At 38.5% G+C, this 20,380-nt stretch carries 21 protein-coding genes; 4 read left to right on the plus strand and 17 right to left on the minus strand.

Annotated features, from left to right (window positions below; all coding sequences use genetic code 11):
- Positions 1-102 precede the first annotated feature (102 nt).
- The gene (locus NST93_RS10655) at positions 103-1,317 is read right to left on the minus strand and encodes a glycosyltransferase (protein ID WP_405096821.1); all 1,215 of its coding nucleotides are present in this window, start codon (positions 1,315-1,317) and stop codon (positions 103-105) included.
- Between the two features lie 159 nt (positions 1,318-1,476).
- Here NST93_RS10655 and wecB point away from each other — a divergent pair, with 159 nt between their 5' ends.
- Complete coding sequence (gene wecB / locus NST93_RS10660; RefSeq protein ID WP_405096823.1) at positions 1,477-2,556, plus strand: non-hydrolyzing UDP-N-acetylglucosamine 2-epimerase; 1,080 nt, start codon at positions 1,477-1,479, stop codon at positions 2,554-2,556.
- 127 nt (positions 2,557-2,683) lie between these two features.
- Here wecB and NST93_RS10665 read toward each other — a convergent pair whose 3' ends face one another.
- The 4 genes from NST93_RS10665 to NST93_RS10680 form a co-directional block, all read right to left on the minus strand.
- Positions 2,684-3,688, minus strand: a complete 1,005-nt coding sequence (locus NST93_RS10665) for a glycosyltransferase family 4 protein (RefSeq protein WP_405096825.1) — start codon at positions 3,686-3,688, stop codon at positions 2,684-2,686.
- A 26-nt stretch (positions 3,689-3,714) separates the two neighbouring features.
- The gene (locus NST93_RS10670) at positions 3,715-4,944 is read right to left on the minus strand and encodes a glycosyltransferase (protein WP_405096827.1); all 1,230 of its coding nucleotides are present in this window, start codon (positions 4,942-4,944) and stop codon (positions 3,715-3,717) included.
- A 281-nt stretch (positions 4,945-5,225) separates the two neighbouring features.
- Positions 5,226-5,906 (minus strand): DapH/DapD/GlmU-related protein, encoded by a 681-nt coding sequence (locus NST93_RS10675; protein WP_405096829.1) that lies wholly within the window; start codon positions 5,904-5,906, stop codon positions 5,226-5,228.
- A gap of 36 nt (positions 5,907-5,942) precedes the next feature.
- The gene (locus tag NST93_RS10680; RefSeq protein WP_405096831.1) at positions 5,943-6,875 is read right to left on the minus strand and encodes a glycosyltransferase; all 933 of its coding nucleotides are present in this window, start codon (positions 6,873-6,875) and stop codon (positions 5,943-5,945) included.
- A 242-nt stretch (positions 6,876-7,117) separates the two neighbouring features.
- Here NST93_RS10680 and NST93_RS10685 point away from each other — a divergent pair, with 242 nt between their 5' ends.
- Positions 7,118-8,053 carry a Gfo/Idh/MocA family oxidoreductase gene (locus tag NST93_RS10685; RefSeq protein ID WP_405096833.1) on the plus strand — a complete coding sequence of 312 codons (936 nt, stop codon included), beginning with the start codon at positions 7,118-7,120 and terminating at the stop codon, positions 8,051-8,053.
- A 259-nt stretch (positions 8,054-8,312) separates the two neighbouring features.
- On the opposite strand, the gene NST93_RS10690 is transcribed toward NST93_RS10685, so the two are convergent.
- From NST93_RS10690 to NST93_RS10710, 5 genes are all read right to left on the minus strand, one after another.
- Positions 8,313-8,522 carry a hypothetical protein gene (locus NST93_RS10690; RefSeq protein ID WP_405096835.1) on the minus strand — a complete coding sequence of 70 codons (210 nt, stop codon included), beginning with the start codon at positions 8,520-8,522 and terminating at the stop codon, positions 8,313-8,315.
- Between the two features lie 13 nt (positions 8,523-8,535).
- A complete protein-coding gene (locus NST93_RS10695; RefSeq protein WP_405096837.1) occupies positions 8,536-8,919 on the minus strand; it encodes a DUF2642 domain-containing protein in 384 nt (127 codons plus the stop codon).
- Between the two features lie 134 nt (positions 8,920-9,053).
- Positions 9,054-9,485, minus strand: a complete 432-nt coding sequence (locus NST93_RS10700) for a spore coat protein (RefSeq protein WP_405096839.1) — start codon at positions 9,483-9,485, stop codon at positions 9,054-9,056.
- Between the two features lie 26 nt (positions 9,486-9,511).
- Positions 9,512-10,072, minus strand: a complete 561-nt coding sequence (locus tag NST93_RS10705; RefSeq protein WP_405096841.1) for a spore coat protein — start codon at positions 10,070-10,072, stop codon at positions 9,512-9,514.
- Between the two features lie 119 nt (positions 10,073-10,191).
- The gene (locus NST93_RS10710; protein ID WP_405096843.1) at positions 10,192-10,398 is read right to left on the minus strand and encodes a spore coat protein; all 207 of its coding nucleotides are present in this window, start codon (positions 10,396-10,398) and stop codon (positions 10,192-10,194) included.
- A gap of 833 nt (positions 10,399-11,231) precedes the next feature.
- On the opposite strand from NST93_RS10710, the gene NST93_RS10715 reads away from it, so the two are divergent.
- Together NST93_RS10715 and NST93_RS10720 are read left to right on the plus strand one after the other, a co-directional pair.
- Positions 11,232-11,501 (plus strand): hypothetical protein, encoded by a 270-nt coding sequence (locus tag NST93_RS10715; RefSeq protein ID WP_405096845.1) that lies wholly within the window; start codon positions 11,232-11,234, stop codon positions 11,499-11,501.
- Between the two features lie 44 nt (positions 11,502-11,545).
- The gene (locus NST93_RS10720; RefSeq protein ID WP_405096846.1) at positions 11,546-11,857 is read left to right on the plus strand and encodes an MGMT family protein; all 312 of its coding nucleotides are present in this window, start codon (positions 11,546-11,548) and stop codon (positions 11,855-11,857) included.
- A gap of 46 nt (positions 11,858-11,903) precedes the next feature.
- On the opposite strand, the gene NST93_RS10725 is transcribed toward NST93_RS10720, so the two are convergent.
- The 7 genes from NST93_RS10725 to NST93_RS10755 form a co-directional block, all read right to left on the minus strand.
- Positions 11,904-12,137: a TM2 domain-containing protein gene (locus tag NST93_RS10725; protein ID WP_405096848.1), complete on the minus strand. Its 234-nt coding sequence runs from the start codon at positions 12,135-12,137 to the stop codon at positions 11,904-11,906.
- 253 nt (positions 12,138-12,390) lie between these two features.
- Positions 12,391-13,434 (minus strand): N-acetylglucosamine kinase, encoded by a 1,044-nt coding sequence (locus NST93_RS10730; protein ID WP_405096850.1) that lies wholly within the window; start codon positions 13,432-13,434, stop codon positions 12,391-12,393.
- Positions 13,424-14,947: an argininosuccinate lyase gene (gene argH / locus NST93_RS10735; protein WP_405096852.1), complete on the minus strand. Its 1,524-nt coding sequence runs from the start codon at positions 14,945-14,947 to the stop codon at positions 13,424-13,426. Before argH ends, NST93_RS10730 begins: the two co-directional genes overlap by 11 nt.
- A gap of 35 nt (positions 14,948-14,982) precedes the next feature.
- Positions 14,983-16,719 (minus strand): ABC transporter permease, encoded by a 1,737-nt coding sequence (locus NST93_RS10740; protein WP_405096854.1) that lies wholly within the window; start codon positions 16,717-16,719, stop codon positions 14,983-14,985.
- 4 nt (positions 16,720-16,723) lie between these two features.
- Positions 16,724-17,800, minus strand: a complete 1,077-nt coding sequence (locus NST93_RS10745; protein ID WP_405096856.1) for an ABC transporter ATP-binding protein — start codon at positions 17,798-17,800, stop codon at positions 16,724-16,726.
- A 71-nt stretch (positions 17,801-17,871) separates the two neighbouring features.
- Positions 17,872-18,933 (minus strand): extracellular solute-binding protein, encoded by a 1,062-nt coding sequence (locus tag NST93_RS10750; RefSeq protein WP_405096858.1) that lies wholly within the window; start codon positions 18,931-18,933, stop codon positions 17,872-17,874.
- A 24-nt stretch (positions 18,934-18,957) separates the two neighbouring features.
- Positions 18,958-20,124: an ROK family transcriptional regulator gene (locus NST93_RS10755; protein WP_405096860.1), complete on the minus strand. Its 1,167-nt coding sequence runs from the start codon at positions 20,122-20,124 to the stop codon at positions 18,958-18,960.
- Between the last annotated feature and the right edge of the window lie 256 nt (positions 20,125-20,380).

The raw sequence follows: 20,380 nt of genomic DNA on the forward strand, positions 1-20,380 counted from the left end.
TTGTCAGTTTCACTTTATGAGATACTCTATGTCATTTGGAATGAATTGATTGTACGTATGAATGATAGGATAGAATATGGTTGTTCCACATATTTAATCTGTCTAGTTTAATAGGCTATCATAAATAGATAAAAGCCTCTTTTCCATATGGTCCCAGCTGTAATCGGTTTCCATGATTTTTCTGGCATTTCGGCTCATTTCGGGCAGCTTGCCCCGATTGGAATTGAGGTAGAGAAGTGCTTGAACATAATCCTCTGCCGTCGGTTGAAATCCTTCAACAATATAGCCGCAATTGTATTTCCGTATAAATTCCTCCATATCTTTACATTGATTGACAAGGACTGGAATCCCGTTATTTAAATAGCTAAAGAATTTATTAGGCATGGCGAATCGATGATTTAATAAATGTCCAGCATCTAAATCAATCCAGCCAAGATCTGCACCTTGCATCGCTTCGGAAACCGATTCATAATCGACCCAGCCGGTCTGCTTGATCTTATCTTTCAAATGAGGAGGTATTTTAAGGGGGTTATCTGGCTTCTTACTCCCACCGATAATGATGACTTTTAGCGGAAATGTTTCATTGCATTTTTCTGTGATTTGCATTAATTTATGGAAACTTCCTCTTGTCTCATTCATCACACCTTCGTACACTAAAGTAAGTTCCTTGTTTATTCCCTGTCCAGGCTTGCATTCAGGAGTCAATCTTGGGGAATTAAAAATAACCGTTGCTGGCAATTCTCGATTCATGGATTTGAAAGATGATTGAATTGATTTAGAAACGGTTATAACGTGGTCTGTTTCTTTCAACATAAGCTGGAGGCTCTCGCGCTTTATTTTTTTTATTCGACTTGCTTGCTTCTCATAAGGATCAGGATCCAGCTCATGACTGTCATAAATTAGTTTTGCATTTTTCCCCATTGCTGAGAGTGTACGTTTTATCCCGATACCAGAGTATAATGAAAGAAATTCATGTGCATGGTAAATGTCAGCTTTCTCCGCAATGCCTAATTGTGTCAGGCGATCTTTAAAACGCTTGGACCCAGCTGATAAGAGATTAGTGTAGAGATGCTTTATCTTTCTCTCAGGGAAAAGCTGTTCATACGTTATAATTTTGATTCCTTCATGGGTGAATTGTTTTTTTCGAAACTTTTCCCGGAATATCGTTCCATCTACGTCAAATAAATAACCATTTCTTCTGGGGACAATCATTGTCACCTGATATCCCTCTTTTACGAGACTTTTAGCCTCCTTTTTAAAAATTCGCGCATCTAAAAAGGGATGTTCTGATACTAAAAAACACACACTTTTCCCCATCATTAACCTCCTATTATTTATTCAGGTAAATTGGCATTCACTTCATTTCCTTTGTTCAACGCTTTAGGAACACTTCCTGGTTTTTTCTGTATAAAGGCCTGAACAATAATTCTCATCAAGAATAAGCTATAGAAAGACTTATGAGGAAGGAAACAGGAGATGAAATTACTAACAATAGTAGGTGCCAGGCCACAATTTATAAAGGCATGCATGTTGTCTAAGGCTTTTAAAAAACATCCGCAAATGGAGGAAATAATCATTCATACCGGACAGCATTATGATTATAATATGTCAGACGTTTTCTTTAAACAACTGAATCTTCCAGAAGCTGATTATAATTTAGGTGCAGGTTCTGGAACGCACGGTGAACAAACAGCAAAAATGTTGGCAGAGCTGGAAAAACTGATGTCCTCCCTAAAACCAGACTTGATTATTGTTTACGGTGATACAAATTCTACAGTTGCCGGAAGTCTTGCAGCAGCAAAGCTGCATATCCCTATCGCCCATATCGAGTCCGGTTTACGCAGCTTTAATAAAAAAATGCCTGAGGAAATCAATCGGATTATTACAGACCATCTGTCTGATTATTTGTTTTGCCCAACAGATACTGCTGTCATTAATCTAAGTAATGAAGGAATACGTAAAGGGGTGCATCAGACGGGAGATATTATGTATGACACGGTAACATTTTTTAAACCCCATGCCTTGCAGCATTCAACTATTTTAAAGGATTTAGCGCTTGCAGAACAAGACTATTACTTAGCAACCATTCATCGGGCAGAGAATACAGATGATCCAGTTCGCCTAAAATCAATCTTTACAGCGTTTCGCCAATTGAAAAAAAACATCGTTATTCCCTTACACCCCAGAACGAAAAATAAAATAAAGGAATTTAATTTAAGCAGCCTTGTTTCCTCACCAAACATCAAGCTCGCAGATCCATTAAATTACTTTGATATGATTGCCCTTGCTGCGAATGCAAACATCATTCTGACGGACTCTGGGGGATTGCAGAAGGAAGCATATATGCTTCGAACGCCTTGCATCACACTTAGAGATGAAACAGAATGGCTGGAAACAGTGGAAGCTGGCTGGAATCACTTAACTGGTGCAGATACAAATACAATCGTAAATACCGTTAAAAATATCCAGACTCCGCAAGCATATCCATTGCTGTTTGGCGAAGGTACAGCAGATAAAATCGCTAATATCTTAGTGAAAGAATTCAAAAAAGGTTAAATCAACCGGTTTGAAAGCTTTAGTAAATAGCAATCAAGAGGTGGCAAAACTGCGCACCTCTTTTTAGCTGCCCGGACTGCAAGCACACCACGTTACGGCTTGGCATTTTGCTTCCCAGAATATACATTTATAAACTTTTATACAAATCAATATACTGATTCACTACATTCGCAGCACTATGATATTTCTTTGCATAAGCTCTGCCTGCGACACCTAAGGTTTTCCACTCGGATGGATTGTTAATTACATTTGTTAGCACTTCGGAAATATTATCTGGGTTCGCATTGACAACTGGAAATTCATCAGGATACTTGTCTGCAAGATCTTCTCTGATAAAACAAATAACTGGTTTCCCTAATGCCATTGCTTCCGTAGCCAGATAGCCCGCTGAACCAATTCTTAATTGATCAATAACTATATCTGCTTCTGATAGGAGCTTCATCGTTTCTGTGTGATTCATTCCCTCGATTAATTTAAAATTGATGGGAACACCTTTATTTTCTAATTCCTTAACCGCATTCAAAACAAACTCTGTACCTTTTAAATCCCTTCTGGTAGGTGCATGAACGACAAGGGGGATTGGTTTAATTGCAGGGTAGTTCGGCTGCAGGTTATGAATATCAACAATATTAGGGATTATATGTGTTTCCTTATAATAATCTTTAATATAGGTCTCAAGTTCATGGTCAATGGCTATTGCATGATCAACATATTTGGATAGCTTTGACAAATCATCTCTAATCTTTTCTTCTGTCCATTCGGTTTTAACTCGTACATATGGATTGTTCTTGCTGGCTACCGAAAGTATCCGCGCATCCGACCCATGGTGATGGACAACCATCTTCTTACCTGCCTTATGCAGGATTTCCAAATCGCTTTTATCAGGGAAGAACGTTCCGCCAAAGTGAAAATGGAAAATATCATACTCCTTTATTGCAGTTTCAAAATACTTGCTGATTTCTTCCTTATGTTTGTGTTTAGGAATCTTTTCTAAATTTAAGCAGACGTCAGACTCAAAGTTGTAGCGATTCGCATAAAAATGGCAAGCAGTTGCCTTCAATCCTTGAGATTGGAGAGCACGACATAAAGTAATCATAGGCAATCCACCCGCTGGAATATGCAATACACGCAATTACTCCACCTCACTTTCCGGTTGTTCTATTCCTGTTCTTTTAAAAGTTCTTCATATACACGAAAAAGTCTATTCGCCACTTTTTCCCATGAATATTCATTTTCCATTGCTTTACGTGCGTTCGTGCTCATTTCCTGTAATTGATCCTGATTCTTATGAAGATAAAGGAATGCATTGGCATAATCTTCAGCAGCAGCTTGTTGTTTATCGATGACATAGCCACATTTATACTTCTGAATAAAATGCTCCAATGCATGACATTTATTCACTACAACAGGCACTCCATTATTAAGATAACTAAAAAATTTATTAGGTAAAGCATAGTCGTTATTAAGGGATTGATGCACATCGTCAAAATCAATCCAGCCAATATCGATATCTTTCATATGCGTTGGAATGGACAAATAGTCGACCCAGCCTGTTTGCTCAATTACAGGTGTCAGGTGTCCCGGCACAGTGATAGATTCCCCAAAACTGCTGCCGCCGATAATTTTAAATCGAAAGTCTAATTTTTTTGAACAGATATCTGAAAACCCGAAGATTTTCTCCTGACTCCCTTTTCTGCCAGCCATACTTCCTTCATAGCCGACGGTTAAGCTATTCGACTGATAGGTTTTAGGCTGGTAGGCTTTTGTCAACGGCGGTGAATTATAAATCACCTCTACGGGAAGCTTCGGCATGTGGGATAGATACCAGGATTTGATATAATCCGATACGGTAATTAAATAGTCAACTTCTTTAAGCATGATAAATAGCTTTTCCTGTAAAACTTTCCTTCTTTCAACTGAATACCTGGGTTCAAGCGGGTCCGGTGTCAACTCATGACTGTCATAAATTAATTTGACATCCTTTCCATGTTTTTTCTTCATCAGCCGTTTGATGCCAACTCCAGCGAATAAAGACAGGTACTCATGTGTATGGTAAATATCTGCATCCTCATTCATTGCAAGCTGTATCAGGGAATTGTTAAAACCCTGTTTTTCCCAGACCTCTTCATCTCTTAATACTGCATTCAAAGAATTTCGCACACTTTCGGAATGATAGGTTACTATTTTAATTCCTTCATGGGTAAAGACTTTACTTCTAAAACTGTTTTTATAAGGAGTCCCATCAATATCAAATAAATTTCCATTGCTTCTTGGCACAATCATAGAAACCTTATATCCTTTTTTCTGTAAACTCCTTGCTTCTTTCTTGAAAATTCTCGCATCCAAAAACGGATGGTAAGCAACTACCATACATACCTTTTTGGACATCATTATCCATCCTTTCTCTGACAAATCCGGAAGCGCCCATTTTGCGGTCCATACTTTCATTGGTATGAGGTTCAGCACTGCGCAGAAGGCAGCCCCAGCAAAAATTCTGCCAGTTTCTGGGCGTTTGAGCTAAACGTATTATTTTGGCACGGATTCAATTATTGGCAGGTATAACCTCTCCCGAATGGTTAGAAACAGGATTGATAAAAATCACTGAAATACCTGTTTTCCTAATCTATCAGCAACAAAGATTCAGTACCTCCTTCTGTCTAATGCAATCGTCAGGAATTGATTTTCTTCGCCGGCACACCTGCAACAATTGTATTATCTTCTGCATGCTTCGTGACGACAGCACCAGCTCCGACAATCGTATTCATACCAATTGTTATACCTGGTAATAATGATGCGTTATTGCCAATCTTAGCTCCCCTTTTAATATATGGTCCTTTTAAAGAATAAGATTGTGCTCCCATGTACTTGTCATTTGACATGGATACACATGGACCAATAAAAACATCATCCTCCAAAATGGTGTCCCCGGTTACATATGCTAATGTTTGAACCGTACAATTTCGGCCAATCTTTGTATTTAACTCAATAATTGCCGCTCTTCCAATTACAGAAGCCTCTGCAATAGAAACATTCTCCCTGATACTTGCATGATCACCAATAAAGACATTTTTTTCAATTTCACTGCCAGAATAGATAGAAACTAAATTCCCAATTTTTGTTCCTGCTTCAATAATAAGTTCATTTTTTACGTTAGAGTTTTTACGCATTCTTTGGTTTGCAGCAGGCTGAATCCCAATAACACAATTATTGCCAATGGTGACATGATCACCAATTCGTGTTCCTTGTAATATCACGGTTTGGTGACCAATTACAACATGCTCACCAATAGAAACATCATCTTCAATAACTGCATGATTTCCGATTTGTGTACTTTCAGGTATGTTCGACAACTCAATTCCTCCTTTATTCATTTCAAGCCGAACCGGTTAAAGACATTCATACTGCAGAATACTCTCGATTCTCTTTACAAGCTGCATTGCACGAATCTTTACAGTATGATGCTGCTGGATAAACTGGTATCCCTGTTCTGCAAGATGCTGCCTCTTTTCGTTATCGGCTAAATAATATTCTGCTTTCTCTTTGAAATTACTTTCGTCAATTGCTATGAAATGCTCTCCTGCTATAAATCCAAGATCTTCGAGTTCTTTAAATGCGGGGGCCAATAGAAGCGTCTTACATGCCAATGCTTCAAAATATTTGATAACGGGATAATGCAGGATAGAAGGACAAGTGAAGAAGATTTCCGCCCGATTTATCTCCTTTGCATATCGCTCTCCAATCATGTTCTTTTTCTCTTCTTTTGCATTGAAGTCACGGTATCCAGGGTGATGATGACAGATAAAGCGGGGATCAGCGGAATATGCCTTAACAATCTCTTGTCTCAGCGGATAGTAATCATTGACAGCACCCATCATTAACAGCTGAATGTCCTTCTTCAAAGAATAATCTTTATATATATCCGTATTGACAAAATGGGGAAACCACTCTATTTTATGCTTGTGTTCTGGATATGTTTGGATGAATTGGTCACGGCTTACGGTAAAAATATGTTGAATTTTATTTTTGACTATATAATTGGCTCTCATTTTCACCAATCGATGAACATCGTTTACAAATAGTCCGGTCGGAATATCGATATGTGCGAGTCCTTTAATCATTGGAAATAGCTTTTGCCCCATATCATTTAACAAAAGTATGAAATCAGGCTTTTTGTGGAGTTTTTTGAGGATGGAAGCAATATGACCTGACTTCCTCCATATGGTGAGGTTTACCAAACCAGCTAACTCCTCCTCCAGATAATAATAATTTTTATTAATAAAACTGGACGTATCATCAGCTATAAATAACACATGCAACATACTAAATCCCCCCTTTTATTCTTCGCTGGAGATTCGCAGTCAAAATACCTCTCGCTTTCCGCAAGCGGCTGGTCTCCTTAGGAATAGGCAGAATGCTAAAATTGCAAAGGACATGCCGACGGGATTTGTAATCTAGTAGACAATCGCCAAATTTGGATTTGTATTATGACAGTCTATCTCTTTTCTAACCTGCCGCATAGAATATATTAATGAATGATATCAATAGTGAGGGGATTTTATATATGAAAGTCGGTGTGATTGGAACAGGAAAAATGGGAGAGAATCATGTTCGCACGTATTTATCACTTAAGGATCATTGCCAGCTTGTCGGTATCTTTGACAATGATAAAAACAGAAGTCTCTACATTGCCAAAAAATATAACGTAAAACAATTTACAACTATTGATGAACTTCTCCAGACTGTGGATGCCGTAAGTATTGCTGTACCGACTGCATTTCATTACGATATTGCTTTAGCGTGCATCAAAAGCAAAACACATATGTTAATAGAAAAACCGATTACAAGCACAGTTGAACAGGCAGATGATTTAATCAAAAAAGCAAATAATGCAGGAATAAAACTTCAAGTAGGACATATTGAATTATTTAATCCGCTCATTCAGATTCTGAAACAGGAATTAGAAAATGAAGATATTATTGGCATTTCCCTTTTAAGATTAAACCCTTATGATGAAAGAATTAAAGACGTGGATGTTGTAAAGGATTTGATGATACATGATCTTTATATTTTATCCGAGCTTCTTCAGGATAAAGTTACAGCATTTCATGCCATCGGGAACGTTATTGACAACACAACAAAACATGCTGCAGTTATCATCGAGTCTTCTCAAGGAGTGACAGCAGAGCTTATCGCGAGTTTTAAATCAAAGAGAAAAACGCGATTGATTCAAATTTTTACAGAGGAAGCTTTTTTTGAAGCCAATTTATTGAACAACACCATTAAAATAACAAAAACGATTGCATTGGATTCAAATGAAAGCCTCATTCCGATAACAAAAACAATTCAAATTGATAATGCAACACAGCCTTTAGACTTCCAATTAATGGAATTCCTTCATTGTATTAAATTTAATAAAGCACCTGCCGTTTCAGCAGAACATGGAAAACAAGCATTAGAAATAACGAATCGAATTAGTCAATCCATTTACAAATCATAAAAATTCTTATTGCCTATTATCTATATGCCAAATCATCTTCATTTATTTGTTCGTTCTCCTTTTTTAAATGCATAAAAAGTGCCCTGCCTTTTCTTAGGCAGGGCTTTTTAATTATCCGTAAAGGGAGGCTTTTTCCGCAGTTGGCATCCATTCCTCTTGCAGAAAAAGATTATACAGGATTCACTTTTCTTATTCGATTAGAGATTTTTTCATGATACACATTCCATCTTATTGATACCAAGAGTGTCATCAAGATTTATTAAGCTGCTGCAGGAAAACGAACATAGTTGATAGCATCAACTGAGATATACTGTTTGAGATTATTGTAACCAGTATTTACTTCAATGACGAGCACCAAATTTGAAGTAACCGACGATAAGACCCCTTCGATTAAATTATTATCGGTGGCAACCTCAACAGTTGAGCCGATGCGTCTAGCCAATTCAGCAGCAAAAGTTGCTTCAAACATCTAAATTCCTCCTTTAAATTTCACTGACTAGTTCAATTTTGTCAATCCGAATCAGCACTTGGGAACCAGCATCAACAAGCGCGATAAAATCGTCCCTTACAGCAAGCAGTAATCCTGATACTTCACCAAATGGGGTCGTAACTTGCACTTGTTCATTTACTAAAGTTAATAATAATTCTCTTAATGTTCCTGGAGTAGTTGGATCAGGTGTTGGTGGTGTTGGTGTTGGTATAGTAGATGGCGGTGTAATAGATATTCCCCCCAAGTCAACATTAAGGTCCACTGATGGAAAATCAATTTCAACACCAGAATTTGCCGCTAGTGCAGAGCTGGTGTTTTGTGACATTTGATTAATCAGGTTCAGCAAATTTCTCTGCCTATCAGTTAATTGTGGCAATATGATACATTCCTTTCTTTCATATATTTGTCCTCTCATCAACAGTTCGCATGTGTTTGCATAAAAAAGGAGTGAGGAAATTACCTACAGCACCCAGCAGGTAATTTTTTCCTCATACATTTATTCCTGCCTTATTAAAGAATATCCAGTGTAGCAATAACCGCAAGAAGAAGTTGAACCAACAATTGGAGGTTAAGTGCTATATCCGTATCCACTGTTACGATATCAACGTCTTTTGACTTTTCAACGATTGTCTTCTGACGATTACTTTGTCTAATTCGAGTTACTTGTTTAAAATCTTGCAATACATCCTCAACCTGATCGGCATCAGCGATTGATATGCGAAGCACTAATGCAAGTGCTGCTTCAATCCCAATCTGCAGCGAAGCCGCTGCTTGTGTATCCGTTGTTGTTACATTAACATCTTCGGAATCTTTAATGATAATCCATTCTTCAGAGTGTTGCTTTGTAATATTTGCTTGAACTGCTTCCTGGTCTACGATATGATCATTCGACTTTTTATCATCACAATGATCTAATGCACGCCATTCTGTTGCTCTTGACATTCCTTTACACCCCTTTTCATTTTATTTTATAAAATATCAATTAGCAGGACCAATGCAAGAAGTACTTGAAGCATTGCTTGGATATTGATTGACAAGTCCGTATCCTGGGTAGTTACAACAGCATCCTTCGTGTTGTAAATAAAGATCTTCTGTTTGTTCGATTGTGTTTGGTTAAATTGTTGCAGCAATTCTTGAGAAACTGCATCTCTTTGCCCAGCATCAGCGATTGAAATATTTAGAACAAGCGCAATTGCAAGCTGTATGCCAGCTTGAAGTGAAATTGCAGCTTGCGTATCAGTTGTATTAACTGTAATATTACAAGATTCTTTCACCCATATTAGTTCTGCTGATTCTTGATCCATAAAATCGTATTGACCGCCATCTTGCATTACATAAGCATCGTCGTTGGAAAAATCGAATTCAGTTGATGGGCGATTATTAGATTCTTGTTGGCAATGTGAGCCGCAATTCCCGCCACAACCACATTTTCCATGAGCACCTTCCAATCGATTATTATCATGGAAATATTTTTTTCTTGCGTCTGATTTAACTTCCGAATCATAATCTGGATGTTTATAAACCTTCATCTTGACACTCCTTTCTTGGGGTTATATGATAATTTATGGTTTTTTGTATTAGAAGACTGTACACATTCACTAGAACCGTTAAAAATAGCGAAAGCACCTATAATTAGGTGCTTTTTTAACTATTCTTTCGTTTCTCCTTTATTATTTTTATTGAATTCTTCAACCTGCAGTTTTAAATCCTCGACCATCTCTTTTATCATTTTTTTCTGTTCCTCTGGTATTTCCTTTTTAATGTGGTCGGATTGGACACCATTTTTCCTTAATATGCTATCGACTAATACTTCTACAACTTTATTTGGTACTGGCTGTTTAGATGAATCACTCATTTTCACTTCACCCACTTCCTTTACATGTCTATTCTAGACTATGATGTCAGGATGAATGCTGACTATGCTGCTGTCTATAATTGGGCGGATCCCGAGGGCGCCTAATGCCAGTTCATTCCATGGGGCCTTCACTCAAGGACAAACATACATTTTGCGATATATAAGCAATTGTCTTCATCATAACCACTCATTTTTGCATGTAATATAGTAAATGGAGGAAGGTAAAAACAAGCAATTTTTAGCTTTTGGGAGGTTAAAAATGATGTCATCCCCATTTTACACTTCAGTCTGCCTAATAGACCTTCAGGTACAATTCATTGTAAATAGGAACCAATAAATCTTTAATACCTGCAGAAACGCATATCATTTAGCTCCTATCCCAGAAGAAATAAATGCTGTTTGCCTTCGTGAACAGTTGACTTAAAAGGACTAGCAGCCGGTCCTTGTCAATTGAACACAATTTATTCATCTTTCCACAACCCTTTTCTACAGTCCCGGAACAGGGACTGGGACAAAACTCCATTAAATAAATAGCGTGATACCTGTATTTCGAAGGTATCACGCCCTTTTTTTGCAGCCATAAAAAGAGCTGCTTCCGATTCCAAAACTTAAAATTAGAGCATACCAATGTATTATTTTATTCGTTTTACAAAAAGTAAGAGCATGAATTTTATTCGACAGGAGTGTTTTTTCTGAAGTTTTCTATACGAGGAGACGCACATAAACTTTACCTTCAGCTAAAGGAGACACCAATTGAAGATATCAAAAGGAGTCATTACCTGAAGGATGCGAGGGATATTAAAGAATTTTATCAATCTCTGGACAGTGAGGCATTGCAGTTAATTTATTACCAGATAGCTAAAGAAAAGAATGGCAGCGGAATTATTCCTATTTTTGTAACAACAATCCCTTGGCTGCTTTTTCTCTTTGCCAATCCATTGGAAAATTTTCTTTTTCATAATGGCAGCTCCAATTGGATGATTTTTGCCCTGATTTACTTAATTTTACTTTCAATCAGCTTAATTCTTCACTTCAAGGAAAAAGCATGGGCTGTTGTGCACGCTGAAATCATTCAAGATATTTTATCGCAGCGAAACGAATGATATACTGTAAAATAACAGTGGAGGATGTGTGGAGGGAGAAACGTATGCAGCAGTTTACAGAAAAAGTCATTCAAGTTATCCAAGAAATCCCTGAGGGAAGTGTTATGACATATGGCCAAATAGCAAAGCTTGCAGAAAACCCGCGTGCAGCACGACAAGTTGCTCGCATTCTGCATACAATGAGCAGAAAATATAACTTGCCGTGGCATCGGGTGATAAATGCACAGGGACAAATTTCTATAAAAGACGATGAAAAATTCCATGAACAGCTTCTGTCTTTGGAAGCAGAAGGAATTGAAGTAGATGATCTAGGGAGAGTCGATTTAGAAAAGTACAGGGTTATGTCTGGCATGTAAAGCTATTTTGCGTGATAAGGCAAAATTGCTTTTCTCACTATATTGCTTACCTCGGATTCCTGCACATTCCTGGAATTAGGAAGATATCAATCAAAAGCCATAGCCACAAAATGCCCAGCGGGACATAACCAATCAGAATCCATGTTGTTGCCCAGCCTGAAACACCTAATAATAATTGCATGATGCCAGTAGCTATTCTCCCTGTGTAAAATCGGTGGATCCCGATCTGGCCAAGGAAAAACCATAATACATATGCAAGTGCAATGTTTTTCTGTTGCATGAAATCACCTCTATCGATATTTTTGCTTCATTATAATACAATCTTAAACTCCACTTCGCCATTTTAAAATTTCCCTCGTTTGTTTATTTATACCCGTAAGTCAATTCTTTACTCCTTATCCTCCCAATATTGATACAGCACGAAAATAACTCCTCATTTGTTTTGATCAGCAAATGAGGAGTGATGGGTAAATATATCGCTTTTTCTTTCTATTACTGCTTTTTCCATGCTTTATCTTTCGCAGTGCTTCAACTTAGCCATTTAATCCTCTTTGAACGATAAGTTCAATTGGCTTTTTATGTGTAGATAGTAAATCAGCATCTGGCATCTCATACTTTAGCTTATCCAGCAATTGTCCCTTAACAAAATCACTATTTTGCAGCACACCGCCAAGAAGCAGCAGTTTAAATGGATGATTTGCAATTCCAGCCCGATTAACGGCAACGCGTACGAGCTGATGCAATTCGGCAGCTGCATGTTCTAAGATTGCTTTACTAACGGCATCTCCCTGATAATATGCTTTCTCAACTATTTTCGCCAGCTCGCCTGCCTGATGAATAGAAAAATCGGGGCTGTATACCCAATTGTAGAGTGCTTCATGGTCTGTAAAATCAAAGTGCTCTAATACGAGCTCATGCAATAAGGTTTTTTTCCCTCGACCATCATGCATCTTTAAAATAGAAGCGATTGCTTGCTTGCCAATCCAATACCCGCTGCCCTCATCTCCCAGCCTGTGGCCTAGGCCGCCTGCCCGTACATAATGGCCCTTCCCATCATGTGCAAAAACAATGGAACCAGTACCAGCAATGAGAATCGCACCAGGTTGTTCATTGGTTGCTCCAAGTAAAACAGAGAGTGCATCATTCTCAATCATAACCTTATTCATTTGGATACCGCTCTCCGCGATAGCTTGTGAAACGATCTCTTTTACATTTACTTGATCCTTATTCGTATCAATTCCTGCAAGCGCGCACACACATTTATTAAAGCTTATTTCAACCAAGCGGTTTGCATAGAGGTTTTCTTTCAAGCTGCTGACTGCTTTGATTATCACTTCTTTCAGTGTATGGATGGCACCTCTTTTACCAGCAACATGGTAGTTGGCTGTACCAGACTTTGCTGTACTTAACACATTTCCTGATTGATCTGTGATGACTGCAATCGTCTTGGTGGCGCCACCATCAATCGCTAAAAGGGGAAATTCCTCTCGCTCAGCTGGCTGGTTTTTTTCTATGGATTCATTAAACATATTACCCAAATCATCACCTGCATGAAATACATATTCTTTACTGTTCATCTAACATCAAACTTTTGAGCCTGCTCTGAATCGAGTTATCCGCTGATTCCAATACATTTTGTTTTTGCTCCAGCCATGCACGTATCCCTTGCTGCTGATTACGCCTTACTTCAATGGTTTTCTCCATTCTTCCTTTGCTTGGGCCACCTTCAAGTGAACGTATGCTGATAAAATGCTCTGGATCTAAAGCATCTGCTAAATCGGCTTCACTCATCTTCAGCTGATGCCCAATGATTTGCTGTGCGTGTTTATTCAGATGCGCTAATGAGAGGTAATTCAGGGATTCCTTCTCACTTTCTACTAACTCCTGTACAGAAGCACTGACAATTTCATGTGCTTTTCTAAATGATAAATCATTCGTTCGAACGAGTGTATCAGCAAGCTCCGTCACATTCGCAAAACTTTCTTTCGCCCGCTTCAGCAATGTTGCTTTATTCACTTTCATCGTCATTAACACACCTGACAATAAATAATAAATATTGCCCAGTTTTTCAAGCGCATTCCATATATATGGCTGCATATCATCTTCTGTGTCTACAATATCCCCAAACGGAGTATTATGCATCATTGATAAAACAGTTTCCGCATCGCCTTTTACACTGGAAAGCATTGCGCGCGTATGTTCAATCGACACAGGATTTTGTTTTTGCGGCATGATGGAACTGATTTGCACATAAGGACGGAACAGCTTAAATGCACCATATTCTTGGGTCCCCCATAATAATAAGTCTTGGGTGGACCGTCCTAAATTAATTGCAGCTAATTGGACGGCAGTAGCTGTTTCGCCGATATAATCTGCTCCTGATACCGCATCCCAAGCATTATCAATCATTTCTTCAAAACCGAGCAGTTTTTGAACGGTTTCGCGATTAATAGAAAAACCAGATGTTGTAAGTGCAGCTGCTCCCATACTGCTTTTATTCACCGTTGCAAAAGCAGCCTGCATGCGTTCAATATCTCTTGTCAGCATATCGGTCATCGCATTAAAATAATGACCGAGTGTTGTAGGCTGTGCCTGCTGTGTATGTGTATAGCCAATCATCACTGTGTCTATATGTTCTTCCGTCAGCTCGATGAGGCTCTGGCGCAAGTATAAAGCAGCTTCAATTAAATACAGTAATCTTTTGCGGATATTCATTCGATAGATTGCAATTCCCATATCATTTCTGCTGCGGGCAATATGAAGATTTCCAGCAAGTTCTCCAGCATCTTTAATCAGAAAATCCTCTACTTCGAAAAATAGATCTTCATATGAACCATCATAGTGACGCTCTCCAACTTCTTTTACATCGATTTTCTTAATCGAATCGACTATTATAGACGCTTCCGCTTTCTTAACGATACCTTCTTCTACAAGCATAATTAAATGTGCAAAATGAATTTGAATCATTGGATGAATCGCATTTAATTTGGCTTGATTATAGGCTGGCTCAAGCACCAATTCCTTATATGTTTTAGATGGAAATGTTTTACCTTCTGCTGCTACGATTTCTTCTCGATGAATCGATACCATTTTATACATCCTTTCCCTTGATTCTCTCTGTATTTTTAGCCCATTGCTGCTCCTGATTGATTCGTATCGCCTTTTAATTTCTCATTGATCAGCAGGACCACAATAATCAAAATTGTTTGCAGAACACCATAAGCACAAGCAGTTCCAAATTGGAAAGCGTACATTTTATTCCAGATGCCTACTGATAAAGGCATTGTGGAAGGCGAGTAAAGTAAGATAGAGGCAACAAACTCAGTCAATCCTTGAACAAAGGCTAACAATGTTCCTGCTAAAACTCCTGGCATAATGATTGGCAAAACAACCCTCCGAAACGAGTGCCACCACGTTGCTCCAAGACTTTGTGCCGCTTCCTCAATCGAATCATCCATCTGGATTAAACTAGCCTGTGAGTTTCTAAATACAAGCGGCAGCTGTCTGACAAAGTAAGCGAGCGGTAAAATCCAAAATGTTCCAACCAACACTTGATTAAAGGAAAACACATTTCCCTCACTAAAAGCAGAGATTAAGTTAACGGCTACCACAGTACCAGGTAAAGCCCATGGCACCATAATTAAAATATCCATAAACATTTTCCCTTTAAAGGCGAAACGCACCATGGCATAGGCAGCTGCGACTCCGAAAATAATATTTCCAATAACTGCCACAATACTCATCTGTATACTATTCTTAATTGGTCCCCATGTCCTTGAATCGGTAAATAATTCAATATAGTGGTCAAGTGTATAAGATGTTGGAATGATTTGTGTTGTCCATTCCCCATCTACTGCAAATGAAATAAGCGCAATCACCAAAATTGGCAGCATTAAAATAATAACCCCGATAATGGATAAGGCAGCGGCGGTATACTTTACAACAGGTGATCTGACTTCTGTTCGATGCACCCCTACTCCTTTGCTCTGACTTTGATAGTTTCTGCGGTTTTGATACCATGTCATTAAAATTAAGAAGGCAATGGAAACAAAGGATAGAATAGTAGATTGTGTTGCTGCCATATCCAGATTTCCGTTTGTTCGAGAAAGGGTGATCGCCATCGTCATCACACGCTCCACTCCAAACATAAGCGGTGCAGTATACGAGGCCATTGATATCATAAATACTAATAATGACGAAGCAACCATGGCAGGTGTTAACATTGGCAAAATAATTTTCCGCCAAATTCTCAGTCTTCCAGAACCCAGACTAGTGGCAGCTTCCTCCAGTGATACATCCAGCCCTCTAATTGCGGCTGATGCACTCAAATAAAAATATGTATACATTGTAAATGTATGCACAATAATAATTCCCCAGACACCCTCCAGTGCAAATGGCACATTATCTAATTGAAAGATAGATTGGAAGAGGCGCGGAAAGATTCCACTGCTTCCATATAGAAAGGAAAAAGATATTGCACCGATTAAAGGTGGCAGTGCCATTGGAACTAAAACAAGAATAGATAATATCTTTCTCCCTGGGAACTCATACCGGTTTAATAAAAATGCCATTCCAACTCCAACAATTGCACAAGTAATCACACTAACAATTGAAATAAAAATACTGTTATAAAGAGATTCTAAGTTAGCCTCTGATGTAAAGAAATGAAGGTAATTCCCCAATGACAGAGAGCCTTCTTGATTGACCACACTCTGTGAAAACGTTTTGTACATCGGAAAAATGACGTAAGCTAATAAAACGAGAACCAAAGGTGATATTAAGACATAAACAAAGTATTTCGACTGTGTTGCTTTCTTCCATATACTTTGTTTTGGTGCATGGGTTTCACTATTAGTCGTCATGTTATTACCTCTTTTCACTCATAAAATAAATCCCGTTTTCAGGAATATGGAGTGTTATCGCATCCCCGCGTTCCAACACCTTCGTTCCTGCGTTAACAATCATGACATTTAATTCATGCTCTCCGATTTTCACAAGATAATTAATACTCACACCAGTAAACTCACTCAGTTGAATGATGCCAGTTAATGTATTGGCTCCCTTGCCTGCACGAATCATTTCCGGACGAATCGATAAAAGCACCTTATCTTCACGTGCATAGTCAAGTGCAGATGAGCTGTTGTCACGCAATCCTTTCAACGTAAGACCGCTGCCAATATCAACAGTGACCTGTGTATCGTTTACATTTTTTACATTTGCTTTTATAATATTGGATTCACCAATAAACGAAGCAACAAAATGATTGACTGGTTTATTGTAAATCTCCTGTGGTGTGCCAATTTGCTGGATTTCACCGCTGTCCATCACCATTATCCGATCTGACATCGACATTGCTTCATGTTGATCATGAGTTACATAAATCGTTGTAATACCAAGTTCAACTTGTAATCGTTTAATCTCAATACGGGTTTCTTCCCGCAGCTTTGCATCCAGATTGGATAATGGTTCATCGAGCAATAGAATGTCCGGCTCAATAACTAATGCTCTAGCAAGAGCTACACGCTGCTGCTGTCCACCTGACAGCTCTGTTATTTTCCTGCTCCCATATTGCTCCAGATGTACAAGCTTTTGAGCTTTCTCTACCTTCGTTTTAATCTCACTTTTTGACAGCTTTCTTACCTGCAGTCCAAAAGCGATGTTTTCAAACACAGTCATATGTGGAAAAAGGGCATAGTTTTGAAAGACCATGCCAATGTTTCGTTTATTTGGCTTTAAGCCTGTTATATCCTCATTGTCAAAATAGACTTTGCCTGCAGTTGGAAAGTAGAAACCAGCAATTATTCTTAATGTTGTTGTTTTCCCACAGCCACTCGGCCCCAAAAAGGTAAAAAACTCACCTGATTTAATATGGATATCCACATCTTCTACACCTTTGGCTTTTCCAAACTTCTTGGTAATATGCTCTAATCTCACACTTCTCATAGACTTCACCTTTCTTTTATAAAAAGCAGGGTGATATATGAATACATCACCCTACTCGTTTAAGGCTAAATTTAATTCTGACCTTTAATATTATTATCCCAGTGTTCCATCCAGTCCATCTCGTTTTCAGACAAGACCTCCCAGTCAAGATCAAGTTCCTTAAGTTCAAGCTCATTGTACCAATCTGGCATTGCATCAGGATCAATATCATTACGTGATGGAATTTGGAACGTCTCTTCCGACAATTCTACAACGGTTTCGGAATCAAATAAGAATTCATAGAAAAGCTCCGCATTCGCTTTATTCTTTGCGTCTTTAATAATCCCTGCTGCATCAACTAAAATTGGTGCACCACTTTCTGGATAAATATAGTCAAACGGCTGATTATTCGCATGTGCCTGAATCAAGATATCTTGTAAGTTCCAAAGAGAAAGTGTTCCTTCCTGACGAGCGAGCTTCAAGTATAAGTTAGTTGGATCTTGTGCATATTCTTTTGTATTCGCATCAAGCTCTTCCAGCCAGGCATATCCTTTTTCAGGGTCATTGGAGTCTTGACGGTAAATCATAGCTGAATAAATCGTTCTCATCGTTCCAGATGGCAGAACACCGCGAATAATAATTTCATCATTCCATTCTTCATCAAGTAACTCATCCCAATCTTGGGGACCTGTTTCCTTATCTAATACATCACTATTAATCATAATTACTTCGGGAAGCAGCATTTCGCCATACCATCGTCCCTCCGGATCCTTGTGCTCAGCCTCAATGGCCTCATCAAAGCTTGGGGTAAAGGACTCTAGCAAATCTTCATCAGCTGCCTGCATAAAAGCAGACTGTGTGCCTCCCCACCAGAAGTCCCCGCCTGGATTCGATTTCTCCCCGCGGACACGCTCCATAATTTCCTGTGCACCCATCGTCAGAACATCAACCTGGATATCGGGATATTTTTCATTAAACATTTCAAGAACCTTATCAACGACTGTCTGATCACGGGCAGTATAAATAATCAGATTTCCTGATTCTCCTTCTGCGTCTCCATTGCTGCCACCATCTGAAGCATCATCCCCGCCGCATGCTGCAAGTAATACTAAGACAAAGATGGCCATGAACATGAATATGACTTTCTTTTTCAAGCTTAACCCCTCCAAATAGAATCGTTATTTTTTATATTTAAAGCCGGCAACATGAAATTCTGCTAAGCCGAGGTGAAATGCTCCATATATACCAGCTTTAGAACCCAATGTCGTTACTTTAATCTCAGGCATTTGCGGAACAAACTTCTCTATTGTCTGCTTAAAAGCAGCCAGTGAAGATTGATCCATATTAACAAGCTCACCTGATAAAATAACAGCCTGCGGATCAATGATGCTAATCAGATTAATCGCGGCTTTTGCCCAATGATGAATCGTCTCATCTAAAATCTCTCTTATCTTTGGATTGTTTTGCTGACTTTGCAAGAGATAAAGTAATGAATCTGCTTCACTTGTTTCGAGAGTTATATCCAGCTCTCTCAATCTCTCAGAAACACCAAATAAGCCATAATTCGTTTCAAACACACCTAAGTCCTGCTTTGTATTATTTTCATTTCCTATCATCATGAACCCGGCTTCACCAGAGGCAGCATGTGTCCCTTTATAGAACTTTTCATTCAAAAAAAGTCCGCTGCCAATGCCATTGCCTATAAACAAATAAATAAAATTAGCGTTGTTTTGGCCTTGCCCTTTATGAAACTCACCAATTGTCATCAAGTTCACATCATTCTCAATGATGACATCAACGTTTAAGCGGGCAGATAATTCTTTCCTTAAATTCGTATTTCCCCAGCGGATAGTTGGTGAAGAATGAATCATATCATCCGAATCCATTTTAATCCCTGAGACTCCAACGACTATGCCGAGTACCTTATCCATTTCTATTTTCTCTGAATCTAGGAGCTTCTTCACTTCCGTTTCAATGGAATGAATGATAACCGCTCCTTCACTGTGCGGTGTAAATTTCTTCTTGGATAATGTAATGATTTCTCCACTCATATCACCTAAAGCAAAATAGATGGAATCATTTTCTATTAAAATACCAACAACAAAATGAAAACGGGAATTATATTTTAGATAGATCGGCTTCTTTCCGCCGCTTGACTCGCCAACACCTGTTTCCATAATTAACTCTTCATCAAGCAGTTCCCTGACAATTTCTGATATAGTCGGTTTACTGAGCTTTGTTTTCTTCGATAAATCTGCCCGCGACTGTTTTGGATTGCGTCTTAACTCATTGATAATTAATTCCCTGTTCATCATTTTTACTAGTTGAGGAGTAGATTTTTTCACTTCGCATCACATTCCATTCTGTACAGCATCATTTTACGACTAATAGATATGTAGCTGTTCAAAAACTTAGTTAGTAAAGCTAACTATCAAAGTATGCCCAGTATAATATGCAAGCGTTTACAAGTCAATGTATTTTTTATATTTAATTAATTTATCGACACAATAGTCCGACATTCCTATTTATCTATACTATGCTTCTCTCTTCAGAGTTATTCCATATCAAGCTGCTCTGCAGGCAACCATATGGAAAACTACG

It is taken from the genome of Oceanobacillus sp. FSL H7-0719, from assembly GCF_045040795.1.
Classification (GTDB): Bacteria; Bacillota; Bacilli; order Bacillales; family Amphibacillaceae; genus Oceanobacillus.